Source organism: Microbispora sp. NPDC046933, from assembly GCF_040644635.1.
In the GTDB taxonomy this organism is placed as follows: domain Bacteria; phylum Actinomycetota; class Actinomycetes; order Streptosporangiales; family Streptosporangiaceae; genus Microbispora.
Map to the genome: position 1 here is coordinate 1 of NZ_JBEYWW010000044.1, position 16,667 is coordinate 16,667.

Below are 16,667 nucleotides of genomic sequence, written 5' to 3' on the forward strand. Positions count from 1 at the left end.
CCTCGCCGCCGGCGGCTTCCGCGCGGTCAACGTCGCGGCGGCGGTCATCCTGGTGCCCGCCGTCGCGACGGCGGTCGCCGCCCTGCGCCGGGGCCGGGCGACCGGGAACGAGGCGGGGGACGACGGGCACCGCCTGCAGGCCGCCCATCCCGTCGACACCGGCTCCGGGTGATCGGGAGGTCCCGGCTCAAGACGCAGTCCGGCCGAAACTGACGAAAGGACCCTGCCGCCGTCGTCTCAGCCTCGGGCGAGGGCCGCGTGCGCCGGCTCGGACTCGCTCTCGGTCCCGGTGGTGGCGAGAAGCTTGGCGGCCAGCGGCAGGGTGCCCGCGAGTTGGACCAGCGCACCCGCCACCGTGACCGCGGGATTGAACTCTCCGCTGGAAAGGACGAACCCGGCCACCAGGAGAGGGGCCGTCCAGCGCGGCAAGACGCCGGTACGCAGGATCGCGGCGGCCTGCGTGACCAGGCCGATCACGACCGACGCCAGCATGGGCAGCATGACTCCGCCGAACCACGCCGAGCCCTGGTATCTCTCGTATGCCGCGACCGCCTCGGCGACTGCTCCGCCTTCGGGCGCCAGGCCCAGCACGACCGGTCTCATGCCCGACACGACCAGCCCGAGCGCGCCGGACAGGGCGAGCAGCAGCCCGGAGATCGTCCCTGCCAGCGGCGCCCGTTCGCGTAGCACCCGCATCACCGCCAGGCCGCCGGGGATGGAACTGCCGACGAAGATCATGTAGAGCAGAGTGCCGAGAGCGTAGCCGTCCCGGTCGGCGGCCACCTGGCCGAGGTAGTCCGCCGCCGCGGTCCGGGGCAGGCCGACCGTGTCGGCCAGGTGCCACACCAGTGCGGCGAACGGGCCGGCGACGACCGCCGCCGCGAGCAGGTAGGGCTTGCGGGAGGTGGAGGGCGTGCTCATGGGTTTGTGCTCCTTCTTGACGTGCGTCCCGTCTGGCCGCACTTCGAGAACACTGGCGCGGCCGTGTCCCGGGCGGCCTGAGCACGCAGTCGCCAACTACAAGAAGGACGATTTGTCCCATGCGGACGGGACATCAGATAACGGACAATTCCCCTTGTGCGTTCGCGTCTGGTGCTGACCGGGGAGTGGGTCGCGGGAGCCGCGGCGGCGGCGACCCTGGCCGGATTCGGGCTGCGGCTGCGGTCATCCGCGGGGTTCGCCGACGACTACTGGCTGTGGATCTCGGTGACCGCTCTGGTGTACGGCCCGCCCGGCGCGTTCCTGATCCGGCGCGGCCGGACGGTCCTTGGCCGGCTCTTCGTCGCGGTGAGCGCGAGCGCCGCGACCGGCGCCCTCGCGGCGGAGTACGCCGCCACGGCGGCCGTGCTCGGCTGGCCCGGCCATCTGACCGTGCTCTGGCTGTCGGTCTGGAGCTGGCTTCCCGCATACGCGATCGTGGCGGCCGTCGTTCCCTACTGGCTGCCGTCAGGCGAGCGGCCGGTGGGAGTGTTCCGCCCCCTGATGTACACCGGGTGCGTCGCCGTGGTGACGGGGTCGGCCGCCTGGGCACTGCTGCCCTGGGAGCACAGCGACGATCCGGCGCTGGCCGAAAGCGGCCTTGTCAACCCCCTGGGGGTCGCGGGCGCGGAGGCGCTCCTTCCGGTCAGCCTGATCCTGATCGCCATCGCGGCGCTGGGCGGGCTCGCCTCCCTGGGCGTACGCCTGCGCCGGGCTGAGGGCGACAGGCGCGGCCAGTTGGCGTGGGTCGCCACGGGAATGGCGGGCACCCTGCTCCTTCTGGCCGCCGCCCAGGCGGTGCCTGCGCGCGGCTCGGGGGTGCTGCTGGCGGCGTCCGCCGTACCGTTGCCGGTCTCCGTGCTGGCGGCGATCCAGCGGTACCGGCTGTGGGACATGGAGATCGTGCTGCGCCGCGGGCTGGTCTGGGCGCTCATGTCGGCCGAGATCGCTGTCTGCTACACGGTCGTCGTCGCGCTGCTCGGGGATCTGCTCGGCCGCACTGTCGGCGCTCCCCTCGTCGCCGCGGCGGTGGTCGCCGTCAGCGTGGCTCCTTTCAACCGCCTGTTGCAGCGGGGAGTTCGGCGGCTGCTGTACGGCGACGCGGCTGATCCGTACGACGCGCTGGGGCGGCTGGGGGCGACGCTGGAGACGGCGGCGGCCCCCGCCGAGGCACTGCAGCGGCTGGCCGGGGACGTCGCCAGGATCCTGCGGGTGCCGGCCGTGTGGGTGCTGGTGCTCGACGGGCCGCAGTCCCGCCACGGGGACGATCTCGGCGCCGATCCTGTGCGGGTGCCGCTTGTGCACGCCGGAGAGGCGGTGGGAGAGCTCCTGCTGACCCGGCCGCGCGCCGGGGAGTTCCGCCCCGCCGAGGCCCGGCTGCTGCACGTGCTGGCCCGGCAGGCGGGCGCGACGGCGCACGCCGCCCGGCTCGCCTCGGACCTGGACCGGTCACGTCGGGCGCTGGTCGCCGCGCGCGCCGAGGAACGCCGCCGGCTGCGCCGGGACCTGCACGACCATCTCGGACCGAGCCTGTCGGCCGTTCAGCTGCAACTGGAGACCGTCCGCGACCTCGTGACCACCGACCCGGCCGGGGCGGGTGAACTGGCCGACCGATGCGCCGCGTGGCTGGCCGGCGCCGTGAGCGACGTCCGCAGGATCGTGGACGGCCTCGGCCCGTCCGCCCTCGACGACCTGGGCCTGGCCGAGGCGCTGCGCGCACAGGCGGCGGCCTTCGACCGCCCCGGCCTCGCCGTCCGGCTACGCCTGCCCGAGCAGGGCCTGCCCCCGCTTCCGGCCGCCACCGAGGCGGCGGCGCTGCGCATCGTGGGCGAGGCGCTGGCCAACACCGCCCGTCACGCGCGTGCCGGCGGCTGCGACATCGACGTGGCGCTGTCGCCCGACGCGCTGCACTTCACCGTACGGGACGACGGCGTCGGCATGGCCGGCTCCGCCCCGGGGTGGCGAGCGGGCGTCGGCCTGGAGTCGATGACGGAGGCCGCCGCCCAGCTCGACGGGAAATGCGAGATTCTTGCCCCGGTGGACGGCGGTACCGAGATCCGCGTGCGGCTGCCGAGAGTCGAGGTGTGAGATGCGCGTGCTGATCGTGGACGATCACCCCATGTACCGCGAGGGGCTGATCGCGGCGCTGTCCGGTCGTCCCGACGTCACGGTCGTGGGCGAGGCGGGGGACGGGGCGGCCGCCGTCGAGCTGGCGGTCCGGCTCACGCCCGACATCGTCCTGATGGACCTGCACATGCCGGTCATGAACGGCGTCGAGGCCACCGGACGGCTGCGGGCAGAGCTTCCGGGCGTCGCCGTCGTGGTGCTGACGATGCTGGAGTCCGACGAGTCGCTGGCGGCGGCCGTACGGGCGGGCGCCCGCGGCTATCTTCTCAAGGGGGCGGGCCGCGCCGAGATCCTGCGGGCGCTCGAGGCATGCGGGGACGGCGGCGCCTACTTCGGCCCGAACGCCGCCCGGGCACTCGCCGGGCTCGTCGGCGCCGAGACCCGGCGGCCCGTGGCCAACCCGGTCCTGCCCGAGCTCACCGAGCGCGAGGTGGAGATCCTCGACCTGATGGCACGGGGGCTGTCGAACGCCGCCATCGCCTCCCGGCTCTACGTCTCCGACAAGACGGTCCGCAACTACGTGAGCGCGGTGTACGGCAAGCTCGGGGTGAGCGACCGCGCCGCCGCGGTGGCCCGCGCCAGGGACGCCGGGCTCGGCGCCGGCCTTCCCGGCCGGCGCTGAGCCTCGCCGAACGGGATCAGGACTCCCGCTTCGGGATGATCCGCTTGACCGCCACCGCGGCCGAGACCAGCGTGAACAGGCCCAGGGCGATCCAGAGCGCGTTCCAGCCCACGAACGGGGCGGTCAGCGCCGCACCGCCGAAGCCCGCCGCGACGCCCCCGATGGGTGGGTTGTTGTACATGTTCACCATTTCCTTTCCCGACGCCATGCGGCGTCCCAGAAGGCTTTCGCCTGTGCGATCTGCAGGAAGACGTCAAAGATCATTTCGACGAACAGCAGGGCGGCGACGGCCATCTGCCTGCCGCCCCTGCTCCGTACGGTCACGATCCGCTCGACCATGAAGACGCCCGTCACCGCCACCCAGAGCGGATGGAAGTTGAGCGTGCCCGTGACGGCGATCGACCAGGCCGTGGCGCCGAGGTACGCGAAGATCACAATGATCCCGATCAGCGACAGGAGCTGACGGCCCCAGTAGGGCAACGTGACCCGCGTCCAGCCGTAGTCGGTGAGGTTCTCCAGCGCCCCCCGCTTCCACCGCAGCCGCTGCTTGAACAGGTCCTTCCAGGTCTCCATGACCTCGGTGGTGAGCGTGCACTCCGCGGGACACAGGATGCGGAACCGCAGGTGCAGCAGCGCCAGGGTGAGCTCGTTGTCCTCGGTCAGGACGCGCACGTCGTACACCTGGTCGCGGCCGGGGAGCCGGCCGCCGCGGCGGGCCCTGACGACCTCCTTGAGCGCGAGCGCGCGAAACAGCGTCGCCGTCCCGGTGAGCACCAGCGCCTTCCCGCGCAGCCGCCGCACGTCCCTGGCGTAGCGCGCGTACTCGTTGCGCTGGAACATGCCGACCATGCCGCCGCCCGGCTTGCCGGTGAAGGTGCCGCCCACCGCGGCCAGCTCGCCGGTGGCCAGCCGGAGGACGGCGTGGTGGATGAAACCGGGGTCGAGCGCCGAGTCCGCGTCCATGACCAGTACGGCGTGCCGGGACCCGAGCTGGGGAAGCAGGACTTCGAGCACCTGGTTGAGCGCGCCCGCCTTCTTGTGGCGGTTGCCGACCGTCCTGATCACTTCGGCGCCGTGCGCGCGCGCGATCTCCGCGGTCCTGTCGGTGCAGTTGTCCGCGATCACGATGACGCGGTTGGGCCTGCGCCGCTGGCCGTGCAGCGACGTCATCGTCTCGGCGATCTGGTCCTCTTCGTTGTGCGCCGGGACCAGCACGGTGACGTGCATGCGCGAGGGGTCGACCTCCGGGAGGTCCCGCTTGCCGTCGGCGCCCTTCCCGGCCCGGTGGCGGCCCGTGCGCGGCTCCGCGATGTTTTCCGGGTGGCCCGGCGGGACGGCGTGTCCGCCGCGCCCGGCCTCCGGCGGCCTGGGCAGAGTTTCTGACTGAACCACTTGAAACCCGTCCAGCTCCCAGCAAACCGCCGCATTGTGGTGACTACTTCCAAGAGGTTACACGCGTGACGGCAGTGACTGGTTGACATCAAAGAGACATAAGATGTGCTAGGAGATTTCAGTACGGGAACGGTGATGAAATGGGCAGGTCGGCTGTCGCCGTCCTACTGAACCTGTCCGCGGTCGCCGCCGCCGTCACGGTCGCCGCCGGGTGCTCCGGCGACCGTCAAGCGGCGCCGCCCGCGCCTCCCGTCAGCGCCTCCACTCCTCGGGCGAATCCAAAGGCCACCGCACGCGCCCTGTCGTCGTCACCGCCGGTCATGCTGGAGATCCCGAGGATCGGGGTGCGGACCACGCTGATGACACTGGGCAAGAACCCGGACGGGACGCTGGAGGTCCCGCCACTCGACAGGGTCGACGAGGCCGGGTGGTATCGCCTCGGTCCGTCGCCGGGCTCACCCGGTCCCGCGGTCATCGCCGGTCACGTCGACTCGAAGAAGGGGCCCGGCGTCTTCTTCCGGCTCGGGGACCTGCGGCCGGGCGACACGGTGAGGATCTCCAGGAAGGACCGCACCCAGGTGATCTTCGAGGTGGACTCCCTGGAGAGCGTGCCGAAGGACCGCTTCCCCACCCGAAAGGTCTACGGGATGGTGAAGTTCCCCGGCCTGCGCCTCATCACCTGCGGCGGAGCCTTCGACACCGCCAGTGGCCACTACCGCGACAACATCATCGTCTACGCCCACCTCGTGGCCGGACGCCGCCCGCAGGCCCGTTGATCAACCGCAGGGGACGACCGCATCATCGTGAGGGCGTTCGCGGCTCTCACCTGAGCCGCCGGGCCACCCGGGTCGGAGACGAAGAGGGAGTGCGGGCATGCGGTTCGAGACCGGCGTCGACATCGACGCCACCGCGGAGCGCGTCTGGCGGGTCATGACGGACGTCGCCGGATGGCCCGAGTTCACGCCCACCATGACCGCGGTGGAGCACCTCGGCGACGGCCCGTTGAGCCTCGGCAGCCGCGTGCGCATCAAGCAGCCGGGGCTTCCCCCGATGGTCTGGCAGGTGACGGAGTTCACCGATGGTGCTTCCTTCGCCTGGCGGGCGGCGGGCGCAGGCGTCACCACGCTCGCGACGCACGTGCTCACGCCCCGGGAGGGCGGGGTGTCGGTCCTGCTCGGGATCGACCAGTCCGGACCGCTGGCGCCGCTGATGAGCCTGCTGATCGGTGGCCGGACCCGCAGGTACGTACGCACGGAGGCGGAGAGCCTCAAACGGCGCTGCGAGTCCCGCGGCGATTCCTGAGGGAGGGGTGGGCCGGAGTCCGGGAACCCCGGCCCACCCGAGCGGGTGACGTGATTACTGGGACGGGTAGTCCGCGATGTACACCGGCGCGCCGACCCTGGTCGTGTCGGCCGCGTCGCCGACGCCGTTGACGACGTGGTCGATCGTCCCGGCGCTGAGGTTGACCGTCATGATGTGGTGCAGCCTCACGCCCGGGGTCCGCGGGACCTCGAAGCCGTTCTCGGTGTGGATCTGCGGGTTGTTCTGGTTGAAGACGTAGACGCCCGCGCCGTAGAGATTGTGCCTCTTCACACGGTCGCCGACCTTGTAGCCGGCGTAGCCCTCGACGGAGCCGTTCATCCAGTCGGCCTGCGTGGGCGGGTCGTACGGCAGCTCGTTCTGGTAGAGGATCGTCGTGCCGTCCTCGCCGTTCCAGACCGTGTTGTAGCGCTGGAAGTGCTCGACGAACAGGCCGGTCGCCGTCACGTGGTCGCCGTTGACGACCACGCCGTAGCGGCCGATGTTGGTGTTCCAGCGCTGCGTGTCGGTGAAGCCCTCGACGCCGTGGTCGGCGCGCCACACCCAGGTGTGGTCGATGAGCACGTTGTCGCTGTTGACCTCGAGAGCGGTCTCGGTCTTGCCGACGTGCGGGCCGCCGACCCGGAAGTACACGTCGGACAGGGTCGTCGGGTTGTCCGCCGAGCTCCGGTGCCACCCGTGCTTGTCGCCCACCCGCAGCAGGACGGGGGACTTCTGGAGACCCGCGTCGACGGTGACTCCGGCGACGACCACGCCGGGGACGTCGGCGACGTCGAGCGGGATCGCGCCGCGTACGGCGGTGAGGGTGGCGTGCCCGAGGCCGAGGACCACGGTGTCGGGGCGCTTGACCTCGATGCTCCGCGCGATGTCGTACACGCCGGGCGTGAGCAGCAGGTTCTTGCCGCGTGCGAGCTGGCTGTTGATGGCCTGCGCCGAGTCGGACGGCTTCGCGACGTAGAAGTCCGACAGCGGCACCGTGCGGCCCGGCGTCATGCCGTCCGCCCACGAGACGCCGCGCGTGTTCTTCCTGGCGGCGGGCACGCGGACGTTGAGCCTGCCCTGCGCGTCGGCGTACAGGTAGGGCTTCTCCCGGCTGACGGGGGTGTTGTCCACAGTGGTGTAGGGCGGGTTGGGGAACCCGGACTCGTCCGGCGCGCCGACGACGCCCGAGAAGACCTGGTTCCACACAGCGTTGGACCACCCGGCGACCTCGGTGTCGCGGGTCAGCCACTGCTGCTGGGAACCGTTGGTGACGGACGGCAGCCGGGAGTCGGCGATGAAGCCCCCGCTGGCGTACTGCGGGCCGGCGGTGCAGTAGTCCATCAGCGACAGGGTGCCGCCGCTGACGTTGAGGCGGCGCATGGAGACCGCCTGCGAGACGGCCCAGAAGTTCGCCGACTGGCGGCAGCCGTCCTGGCCCGCGGCGTTGACGTTGATCGACAGGTTCGACAGCGTGCGCCAGAAGTTGACGAGCGCGAGGCAGTTGCCGGTGCCGTTGTTCTCCAGGCAGCGGTTGTAGACCTCGACCTTGCCGTTGATGACGACGTCGGTGGGCGAGGCGCCCAGGCCGGCGATCTCGGTGTAGTAGCCGACCTTGATCTGGAGCGGGTGCTCGGCGGTGCCGTACGTGCCGGGCTTGAAGAGGTAGGCGTGGCGCTCGGCGCCCATCTCGTTGTCGACCTGCGCCGCGTGCGCCGCGTCCAGGGTCGCCTGGATCTGGTCGACCGGCATGCCGGGGTCGAAGACGGTGACGTTCGGCCCGAGGTCGGGACCTCCCTGGTTCCCGTGGTTCCCGTGGTTTCCGGAGGCCGGGGCCGGTGCGGCGGCGGTGGCGGCCGTCGCTCCCGCCGTCACGACGGCGGTGGTCAGCACGAGACCGAACGTGAACGCCCGGCCGATCAGCCGGCGGCCGGGGCGCCGCCTCGTGGGACTCCCAATGCCAGGAGTCTGGGTCGTCATACCGGTTCGTCCTTTCCGCTGCGTACGCAGCCGAGAGAGCGCTCTCTCACGGGCCCGCCTTGTATCAAGCCCTGAAAAATGTGTGGGACGTTTGTACCGCGCGAACCGGCCCCAGCGCTATGCCCCGGGGCCCTCCTTGTTTCCTCCAGGGCGGGACGGCCGCCCGCCCGGCCGCTTCCCGGCGTCGCCCGGGCGCCGCCTGGAGGTCGCGGAGAAGCGGGCCGCCACCTTTGCGATTGCCCGGAAACGACTTATATGCCCGTGCCCGAAAATCAAACCCCGTTCCTCTGGATTGCCCGGGAGTTAATGTATGGACGCACAGGTGATTGCCATTACGCCGATTCGAGAGGAAGCGACATGCGGCGTACGGACGCCACGCTGCGAATCCCTGAACTGGCACGGAGGGTCGTCGGCGCCGTCGCGCCGGAGGAACTCCCCCTTTTCGAGACCACCTGCCAGGCGTATTTCGCATCCGGACGCCAAGCGCGGGCAGGCCGGCGCAGGCTGACGGAACTCGAATTCGACGGGCAGGAAATCGTGCCGCTCGTGACCACCGCCGCGCTCGGGGCGACCGCGGCGGTATTCGAGTTCCTGGCCTCCCGAATCTACGAGACCACCTTCGAGGAAGCCGGAGGGGACGCCTGGATCCGCCGGCTGGTGCGTCGCGTCCTTCGCTTCTTCCGCCGGCTCCGCCGCCGTCCCGCCACACGGAGCCTCACCCTGCCGCCGTCCTTCTCGCGCGAGCAACTCCTCAAGGTACGCGAGGTCGCCGTACGCGCGGCGACCTCTCTCGACATGACCCCGCAGAAGGCGGAGCTGATCGCGGACGCGATCCTCGGCCAGCTGGCCACCTCCGGTCGGGACAACGCCGGTGAATAGGGCGGCAGGCGGACGAGAACCGCCCAGGTCCAACCCGTTCGTCCTGGGCGCCGACACCTGGTATCGGTTCGGGCTGCTCGTCGCGGCGGTCGTCGGAATCACGCCCCTGCTGACCGCGCCGCGTGGATACGCGATCGTGCCGGGCGCGCTGGCGAGCAAGAACGACGAGGAAGCCTGCATCCAGCGGCTCTTACAGGGGATGCCGGACGTCACGGGCAAGGCTCTCGTGGATCGGCTGGAGACCATGGGCCGGTACGTCGTGGAGACGTGCCACCCGCACGTCTCGGCCGGCATGGGCCTCTACACGATCGCGATGATCGCGGCGGTGTTCGTTCTCGCGCTCGCGATCTACTGGTGGATTCCGCGCCGGCTGATCCGCCGCAGGCGCCTGACCCCCCTTCCGCCGCCGTCGGCGCTCCCCGAGGTGCACCGGCAGCTCGACGAGCTGACGCGGATCACCGGTGTCGGTGAGGCCCGTTTCCTGTTCGACCCTCTCGACCGCCGCGTGACCGGGCTCGCCTTCGGCCGCGTCGGTCGCCGTCACATCGTGCTCTCCCGTGGGCTCGTCCACAGCGCGACCACCGACCCCGCACGGTTCCGCGCGGTGATGCTGCACGAACTCGCCCATGTCCGGAACGGAGACATCGACCCGACCTACCTGACGATCGCCGTGTGGCGGTCCTGGGTCATACTCGTCCTCGTTCCGGCGTTCGCGAGCGCGATCGTGAGCCAGCTGGGAGGGGTCGTCTGGCGGCTGGTGGTCACCGCGCTGCTCGTTCGCATGGTCCGCGACGCGACGTTGCGCTCGCGAGAGCATTACGCCGACGCACGCGCCGCGCGGTGGGGTACGCCGGAGATCCTGCACCGGGCGCTCAGCGGCCGGGCACTGCCGCGACGGTTCGCCCGGCGCTGGGGCTGGGGCAACCATCCCGAGGCGGAGCACCGCCGGGCGGCTCTCACCGATCCAAGCCGCGTGATCGCCGTCGGTTTCGGCGACGGCCTGGCCCTCGGCACGACCACCGTCTACTCCCTGACCTCGCTGACGCTCATAGCCGGCTGGCTTTCCCCCGACCCACCGGGAGAGTGGGTTCATCTGGCGCCGTTCACGGCGCTGCTCGCCTGCGCGCTGACCTTCGGGATCTTCAGAGTCGTGCTGGCGGCGGGTCTCACCGGTCGTCCCACGAGCCTGGGCCCCCTCGGGATCGGCCTGGGCACGGGTTTCGTGCTCGGCACCTTCGTCACGCCGGGCTTCGGGGTGCGACCAAGTGACGTCCCGCTCTCCGGGGACGGGGGGATGCCGTCGATGCCGCCGGCGCTGTGGCTCGTGTGGGCGGGCCTGATGGTGGCCGGCGCGCTGCTGACGGTCCAGTGGATCACCGATCTGCTGGCCGCGTGGCTGCCGTACGCGGCGAGTCGCCGCACGCCGCTGCCCACCGTCCTCGGCTGCGCGGCGGTGACCGCCGTCGTGCTCACCGCCTGGCTTGCGTTCGCCCTCGATCTGCCGTCATCGGTCAACATGACGGCGCGCATGGTGTTTCCCGACGTCCCCCAGGTCCTGGTCTTCCTCGGAGTGCTGATCGTCGAGCCCGCGTATGGGCTGCTGGCGGGCCTGACCGTTTTCGTCGTCCTGCTGTGGGCGGCGCCGTTCGCGGCCACGGCGAGGTGGGTGCGAGCGGGCCCGCCGCGCACATGGGTGTCCCTGACTCCGTTGCCGGAAACCGCCCGGCTCGCCGCCCCCCGGCCCATCCCCGCCCGGGGAGTCCAGGCCGGTCTCATCGCCGCATGTGGCGTCACCTTCGGTCTCCTGACCGTGTACCTGCTCGTCTTCCTCGCGGTTCCACCCACGCGGCGGTCCGACGAACTCGCCACTCTCCTCGTCTGGTCCGGCATGGCGGCCGGGGTGCTGGCGCAGATCCTCGCCGTAGTGCTGGCCGTCACCGTGACACGCACTCTGCGCCTGCCGCACGCCATGCTCGCGGCGACCCTCGCGAACCTCCCGGCGGGGGCCGGCGCGGCCGTCGCCATGAGCCTGGCGTCCTGCGCGACCGGCCCCTGCGTATCTCCACTGGCCATCACGGACCTGCGCCTCATGACGTTCCTCTATCCCTCAGGCCTGGTGGTGTCGCTGCTGGTCGCGATGCTTCTCATCCTCCGTGGCCCGCAGGTCCGCGGGATGGCGGACCTGCGGGCCGGCGGGTGATCAGGCGGTCTCCCTGACGTACTCGGCGTGCGCCGCGGCCAGACGGCCGCCGACCTCGGCCGTGCTGACGAGCACGGACATGTTCGCCCTGGACGACCGGCCCTCGGTGGCCGCGTCCACGGCGCGCATCAGATATTTGGTGATCGCGTTGCCGCGGACGCCGTCCCGCTCGGCCGCGGCCATCGCGCCGGCGATGGCCGCGTCCACCTCGGACGCGTCGATCGCGTCCTCCTCCCGCACCGGCGTGGTGATCAGGAACGAGCTGTTGTTGCCCAGCGCCCAGTGGTTCTCCACCGCCCGCGCGATCATCCGCTCGTCGTCCAGCCGCTGCGGGCTGCGGATGCCGCTGGAGACGCAGTAGAACGCCGGGAAGTCGTCCGACCGGTACGACACCACCGGCACGCAGTGGGTCTCCAGATACTCCATGGTCAGATTCAGGTCGAGGATGCTCTTGGCCCCGGCGCAGACGACGGCCACCTTCGACCGGGTGAACTGGATCAGGTCGGAGGAGACGTCCATCGTCTTCTCCGCGCCCCGGTGCACGCCGCCGATGCCGGCCGACGAGAAGAACGGGATGCCGGCCAGCTCGGCCGCCACCACCGAGCTGGCCACGGTCAGCGCGCCGAGCCCGCCCTGGGCCAGGATCACCGGCAGGTCCCGGCTGCTGACCTTGGGGATGCCGGGCGTCGAGGCGAACCGCTCGACGTCCTCGTCGGTCATGCCGACCTTGATCCGGCCGCCCTCGACGCAGATCGTGGCCGGAATCGCGCCGCCCGCGCGGACCGCGTCCTCGACCTTCCGCGCCGTCGCCGCGTTGTCCGGATAGGCCAGGCCGTGGGTGATGACGTTCGACTCCAGCGCCACCACCGGCCGGCCCTCGGCGAGTGCGTCCGCGACCTCCTCGCTGAACACCAGCGGGACGCGCCCATGCTCCCGAGTCATCGTCGCCTCTCAGTTCGCGGCCGGGCCGTAGTTCGGCAGCTTGTTCAGCTTGTGCTTCTGGTTGAGGATCTCCGGGATGTAGACCTTCTCGTCCCACAGCTCCTTGGCGACCGGCTCCAGGATGATCGACACCGAGCCCTCCTCGCAGCCGAAGGCGCTCGTCATCGCCTGGGTCACCGCGGCGACCAGGTCGGTGTGCTGCTGCTCGGTAAGGGGGACCGGGAAGTGCTTGATGCTGACGTGCGGCATGATGATCTCCTTACGGTGGGTCCCGAGACGATCCCTGATGGCTGCGACCAGCTCGTCGATCTCCGGTTCCTTGAGCAGGCCGTAGTGATCTGCTTCCAGCTCGACGACGACCGGGGCCGTCGCCGAATAGCCGCTGCTGTTCTCCAGGAACGAGTAGTCGTCGCCCCTGGCCTTGAAGATGGTGATCGGTGCGTCGATCCGCCGCCGGGCCAGCTCGCGGAAGGTGTAGCTGAACTCGAAGGTCTCCCCCACCACCCGCATGATCCGGCGTACGAGGTCGATGTCCAGGTCGGGGAAGTTGCGGTGGATGAAGGCGGCGAAGCCGTCCTCGTCCACGGCCTCGGCCAGGCACCGTTCCAGCAGCGGCCCGGTGATCGTGCCGGCGAAGACCGAGAAGAGGATCGTCACGTACGCCTTGTTGCCGAAGCCGGCCTCGCGCTCGTGCTCGGACGTGCCCGCCAAGTGGACCTTCGGCGAGCCCGGCGCGATCAGGAACAGGTGCTCCACCCGCTCACCGGCCTGCTCCAGCTGGTAGGCGGCCTCGAACGCGACGCGCGCGCCGAACGAGTATCCCCACAGTGTGTACGGACCGGACGGCTGCAGCCGCCGGATCGCCTTGACGTCCTCGGCCGCCATCTCGCCGATGGTCGCGTACGGGACCTCCTCGGGGTTGATCCCGTACGCCTGGACACCGTAGAAGGGCCGGGTGACGCCCATCCTGGCGGCCAGCGTGCGCAGGTTCATCGTGTAGCCGCCGAGCCCGGGCCAGCAGTAGACGGGCTGGTCCAGGCCCTCCCGCTGCAGCGGCACCAGCCGGGAGCACGCCTCGGACTCGGTTCCGTCCACCCGCCGCGCGAGCTTCTCGATCGTGGGGCACTCGAACAACACCTGGAGGGGCAGCGAGCCGCAGAACTCCCGGTTGATCTTGTTGATCAGCCCGACGGCGATGAGCGAGTTGCCGCCGGAGGCGAAGAAGTCGTCCTGCACCGAGACGGTCTCCCGCTTCATCGCCTTCTTCCACAGCTCGGCGATCCGGCGCTCGGTCGTCGTCCGCGGCGCGACGTACGGCCGGTCGGCGTTGTCCACGTTCGTCGCGTCGGACTCGGTCAGCGCCCTGACGTCGATCTTCCCGTTCGCCGTGAACGGGAGCCGGTCCAGCACGACGACCTTGTTCGGGATCATGTAGTCCGGCAGGAAGTTGATCAGGTCGTCCCTGATCATCTCCGCCGGTCCCTTCATGTGGACCGAGTCCTCCTTCATCCCCTCGCTCAGCCGCTGCTCGTCGCTCACGCGGCCACCGATGAAGAAGTAGGACGGGCCGGTGGGCCGGCCGAGCGCGCGGAGGATGCCGTCGATCCGGCGCGCGGAGGGCAGGTCGTCGCCGGACTTCGAGCTGTATCCGGACGACATGAACCCGATGTTGACGTCGTTCATCGACAGGTGCTGCAGCGTGCGTCCCAGGTCGATGTAGCGCAGCCACTCCTCGTCGTTCCTGCTGATCACCGAGATGCCGAGGCTCGACCGGTCGTAGACCTGCTGGTTGATCGCGATGACCTGCTTCTTGAGGATGAGCTCGTCGGAGATCAGCCGCAGCCGCCCGTTCTCGTAGGCGTACTGGCCCGCCCGCAGATCGGCGATCTTCCCGGGGTGCGCCTGGACGTAGACGTCGATCTCGTCCGGGCGCGGCCCCGCGTACGGGACCAGCTCGAACGTGCCGAGGTAGTAGTCCTCGGCGGCGCAGTCCAGGTGGTCCTTCGTGGCCGGCGCGTACTCCAGGGGCCTGACGTCCAGGCCGTACCCGGGCAGCACCTCCTCGAACAGGCCGACCATGTGGCCGGTCTCGATCTCCAAGACCTCGCGGATGTTGTTCTTGTAGACCGGCTCTATCGCCCGCTTCTTGCCGACGAAGTGCAGCCTCACCCGGGGCTCCGCTCCCCCGGCGGCCGGCCCGACCAGCACGAGCCTGTGGTGCACGGGGTGGTGGTAGTAGAAGCCCGGCTCGAGGTCGCCGATCCCGTCGATCTCGAGGTAGAGCTGGGTCGCGTACAACGCCCCGGGCGAGGCGTACGCGTACTTCGGCAGCAGTCGCTCCTCGCTGAGGTGCTGGCCGAAGTAGCGCAGGATCTCGCCGAGATCCTCCAGGCCGACGGAGTCGAGGCCGCGGGAGCGCGCGCCGTCGGCCTTCCTGGCCAGCAGCTTCAGGATGTCGCCCCGGCCGACCTCCCCGCCCTCGTAGAACCGGTAGGTCTTGCGGGCGAACGCCAGCCCGCGTTGCCGCGCGGTCGCCTGCCTGCCGGGCAGGTCGACCACCGGCCTGCCGTCGAGCTCGGCGGCGTCCCGGACCCCGGCGTTGGACAGCTGCGCCTTGACCTGGAGCCGGCTCGCCTTGGACTGGTGGTGGGCGCCGTGGTTGCCCTGGTCCATCAGCGCCGCTTCCTTGGGATTCAGCTCCACGCAGGCGATCAGGTTCTGGAACCCGGTGCGCGGGTCGTCCTTGACGATGACCGCGGCGTGCTTGACCCAGTCGTGGGTCTCGATGGCCAGCTTGATCTCGTCCAGCTCGACCCGGAACCCGCGCAGCTTGACCTGGTTGTCCGCCCGGCCGACGAACTGGACGGTGCCGTCGGCGTTCCAGTACGCGAGGTCGCCGGTCTTGAACAGCCTGCCCTCGCCGAGCGGGTTGTCCACGAACCGCTCGGCGGTCAGCTCGGGCCGGTGCAGGTAGCCGCGGGCGACCTGGACGCCTCCGATGAACAGCTCGCCGAGCTCGCCGACGGCCACCGGCGCCCCGGCCGGGTCGAGGATGTGGTAGTCGGTGTGGTCGACCGGCGCCCCGATCGAGATCGCGTTCGGACCCTCGCCGACGGTCGCCGGGTCCACCGTGTACGCCGACGAGTTGATCGTGCACTCGGTGGGGCCGTACAGGTTGACCAGCGCGCACCCGGGCAGGGTGTCGAGAAAGCTCGTCGCCAGCGCCTTGGACAGGACCTCGCCGCCGGTGAAGACCTGCGTCAGCGACGTGCAGCTCTGCAGTTCCTCGGTGTCGAGCAGCGCCGTCAGCAGCGTCGGAACGCACTGCAACGTCGTGACGCCGTTCGTCCTGATGACGTCGATCAGCCGCTCGGCGTCCCGGTAGACCCCGGGCGGGCCCACGACGACCACGGAGCCGCAGACCGGCGCGAGGATCTCCCACTGCGCCGCGTCGAAGCTCATCGGCGTCTTCTGCACGATGATCTTGTCGTGGTCGATTCCGTAGCCGGCCCGCAGCCATCGCATCTGGCTGACGATGCTGCGGTGCTCGATCATCACGCCCTTCGGCTTGCCGGTGCTGCCGGAGGTGTAGATGACGTACGCGAGGTTGCCCGGACGCAGGCCCGGGTGGCGAGCGGGGTGCCGGTCGGGGTGCCGGTCGGGATGCCGGTCGCCTCCGGGCGGCCCGGCGGACCGCTCCGCGTCCTTGAGGGTGACGATCCTCGTCCCCGCGGGCGCCAGCTCGGTCAGCCTGGCCACGAGCTCGTCCTGCGTGACGACGACCCGCACGCCGGCGTCCTCGATCATGTAGCGGAGGCGCTCTTCGGGGTATTCGGGGGACAGCGGCAGGTAGGCGCCGCCGGCCCGCAGGATCCCCCACACGCCGACCATCAGGTCGATCGACGGCTCGACGAACAGCCCCACGCATTCGTCGAGGTTCACGCCGAGCTCCCGCAGGTGCCCGCCGAGGGCCGCGCCGCCCTCCGCGAGCTCGCGGAAGGTCAGCCGCCGTTCTCCGCAGACGACCGCCGTGTCGTCCGGGCGCGTCCGGGCCTGGGCGTCGAGCAGATCGGGAAGACAGACGTCCTCAGGTGATTCCCGCCTCGCTTCAGATTCTGGAGTGGTAGTCATTTCCTCCCCCTGCGATGGGCGGACAAGGGTTACTGGGAAGCCGCGGCCCCCGGGCGCCGTCGCCGCTCTTCCGCGCTCGCCCGCCGGGGTGACCGGCCCGGGGCCGCGCCGAGAGCC

The 16,667-nt window shown here is 70.7% G+C and carries 12 protein-coding genes; 6 read left to right on the forward strand and 6 right to left on the reverse strand.

Annotated features, from left to right (window positions below; all coding sequences use genetic code 11):
- Window positions 1–237: 237 nt before the first annotated feature.
- Window positions 238–921, reverse strand: coding sequence for a hypothetical protein (locus tag ABZ857_RS38300; protein ID WP_357053793.1), 684 nt, complete (start codon window positions 919–921; stop codon window positions 238–240).
- A 156-nt stretch (window positions 922–1,077) separates the two neighbouring features.
- Here ABZ857_RS38300 and ABZ857_RS38305 point away from each other — a divergent pair, with 156 nt between their 5' ends.
- A complete protein-coding gene (locus ABZ857_RS38305; protein ID WP_357053796.1) occupies window positions 1,078–3,066 on the forward strand; it encodes a histidine kinase in 1,989 nt (662 codons plus the stop codon).
- Between the two features lies 1 nt (window position 3,067).
- Complete coding sequence (locus tag ABZ857_RS38310) at window positions 3,068–3,727, forward strand: response regulator transcription factor (RefSeq protein ID WP_193204355.1); 660 nt, start codon at window positions 3,068–3,070, stop codon at window positions 3,725–3,727.
- Between the two features lie 16 nt (window positions 3,728–3,743).
- Here the strand turns inward: ABZ857_RS38310 and ABZ857_RS38315 are convergent, their stop codons facing one another.
- Together ABZ857_RS38315 and ABZ857_RS38320 are read right to left on the reverse strand one after the other, a co-directional pair.
- Complete coding sequence (locus ABZ857_RS38315; RefSeq protein WP_179155170.1) at window positions 3,744–3,908, reverse strand: hypothetical protein; 165 nt, start codon at window positions 3,906–3,908, stop codon at window positions 3,744–3,746.
- 2 nt (window positions 3,909–3,910) lie between these two features.
- Window positions 3,911–5,119 (reverse strand): glycosyltransferase family 2 protein, encoded by a 1,209-nt coding sequence (locus tag ABZ857_RS38320; RefSeq protein WP_357053800.1) that lies wholly within the window; start codon window positions 5,117–5,119, stop codon window positions 3,911–3,913.
- Between the two features lie 140 nt (window positions 5,120–5,259).
- Between ABZ857_RS38320 and ABZ857_RS38325 the strand changes: the two genes are divergently transcribed.
- Window positions 5,260–5,895 (forward strand): class F sortase, encoded by a 636-nt coding sequence (locus ABZ857_RS38325; RefSeq protein ID WP_357053803.1) that lies wholly within the window; start codon window positions 5,260–5,262, stop codon window positions 5,893–5,895.
- A 97-nt stretch (window positions 5,896–5,992) separates the two neighbouring features.
- The gene (locus tag ABZ857_RS38330) at window positions 5,993–6,421 is read left to right on the forward strand and encodes an SRPBCC family protein (protein WP_357053805.1); all 429 of its coding nucleotides are present in this window, start codon (window positions 5,993–5,995) and stop codon (window positions 6,419–6,421) included.
- 54 nt (window positions 6,422–6,475) lie between these two features.
- Here the strand turns inward: ABZ857_RS38330 and ABZ857_RS38335 are convergent, their stop codons facing one another.
- Entirely contained in the window at window positions 6,476–8,398 is a 1,923-nt protein-coding gene (locus ABZ857_RS38335) for an adenylyl cyclase (RefSeq protein ID WP_357053808.1), read from the reverse strand.
- A 255-nt stretch (window positions 8,399–8,653) separates the two neighbouring features.
- Between ABZ857_RS38335 and ABZ857_RS38340 the strand changes: the two genes are divergently transcribed.
- Window positions 8,654–9,277 (forward strand): hypothetical protein, encoded by a 624-nt coding sequence (locus ABZ857_RS38340; protein WP_357053811.1) that lies wholly within the window; start codon window positions 8,654–8,656, stop codon window positions 9,275–9,277.
- The gene (locus ABZ857_RS38345; RefSeq protein WP_357053814.1) at window positions 9,270–11,477 is read left to right on the forward strand and encodes a M48 family metalloprotease; all 2,208 of its coding nucleotides are present in this window, start codon (window positions 9,270–9,272) and stop codon (window positions 11,475–11,477) included. Before ABZ857_RS38340 ends, ABZ857_RS38345 begins: the two co-directional genes overlap by 8 nt.
- Here ABZ857_RS38345 and ABZ857_RS38350 read toward each other — a convergent pair whose 3' ends face one another.
- Together ABZ857_RS38350 and ABZ857_RS38355 are read right to left on the reverse strand one after the other, a co-directional pair.
- On the reverse strand, window positions 11,478–12,419 hold the full coding sequence (locus tag ABZ857_RS38350) for a pseudouridine-5'-phosphate glycosidase (RefSeq protein WP_357053817.1): 942 nt from the start codon (window positions 12,417–12,419) through the stop codon (window positions 11,478–11,480).
- Window positions 12,420–12,428: 9 nt separating this feature from the next.
- A complete protein-coding gene (locus tag ABZ857_RS38355) occupies window positions 12,429–16,550 on the reverse strand; it encodes an amino acid adenylation domain-containing protein (protein WP_357053820.1) in 4,122 nt (1,373 codons plus the stop codon).
- Window positions 16,551–16,667 lie beyond the last annotated feature (117 nt).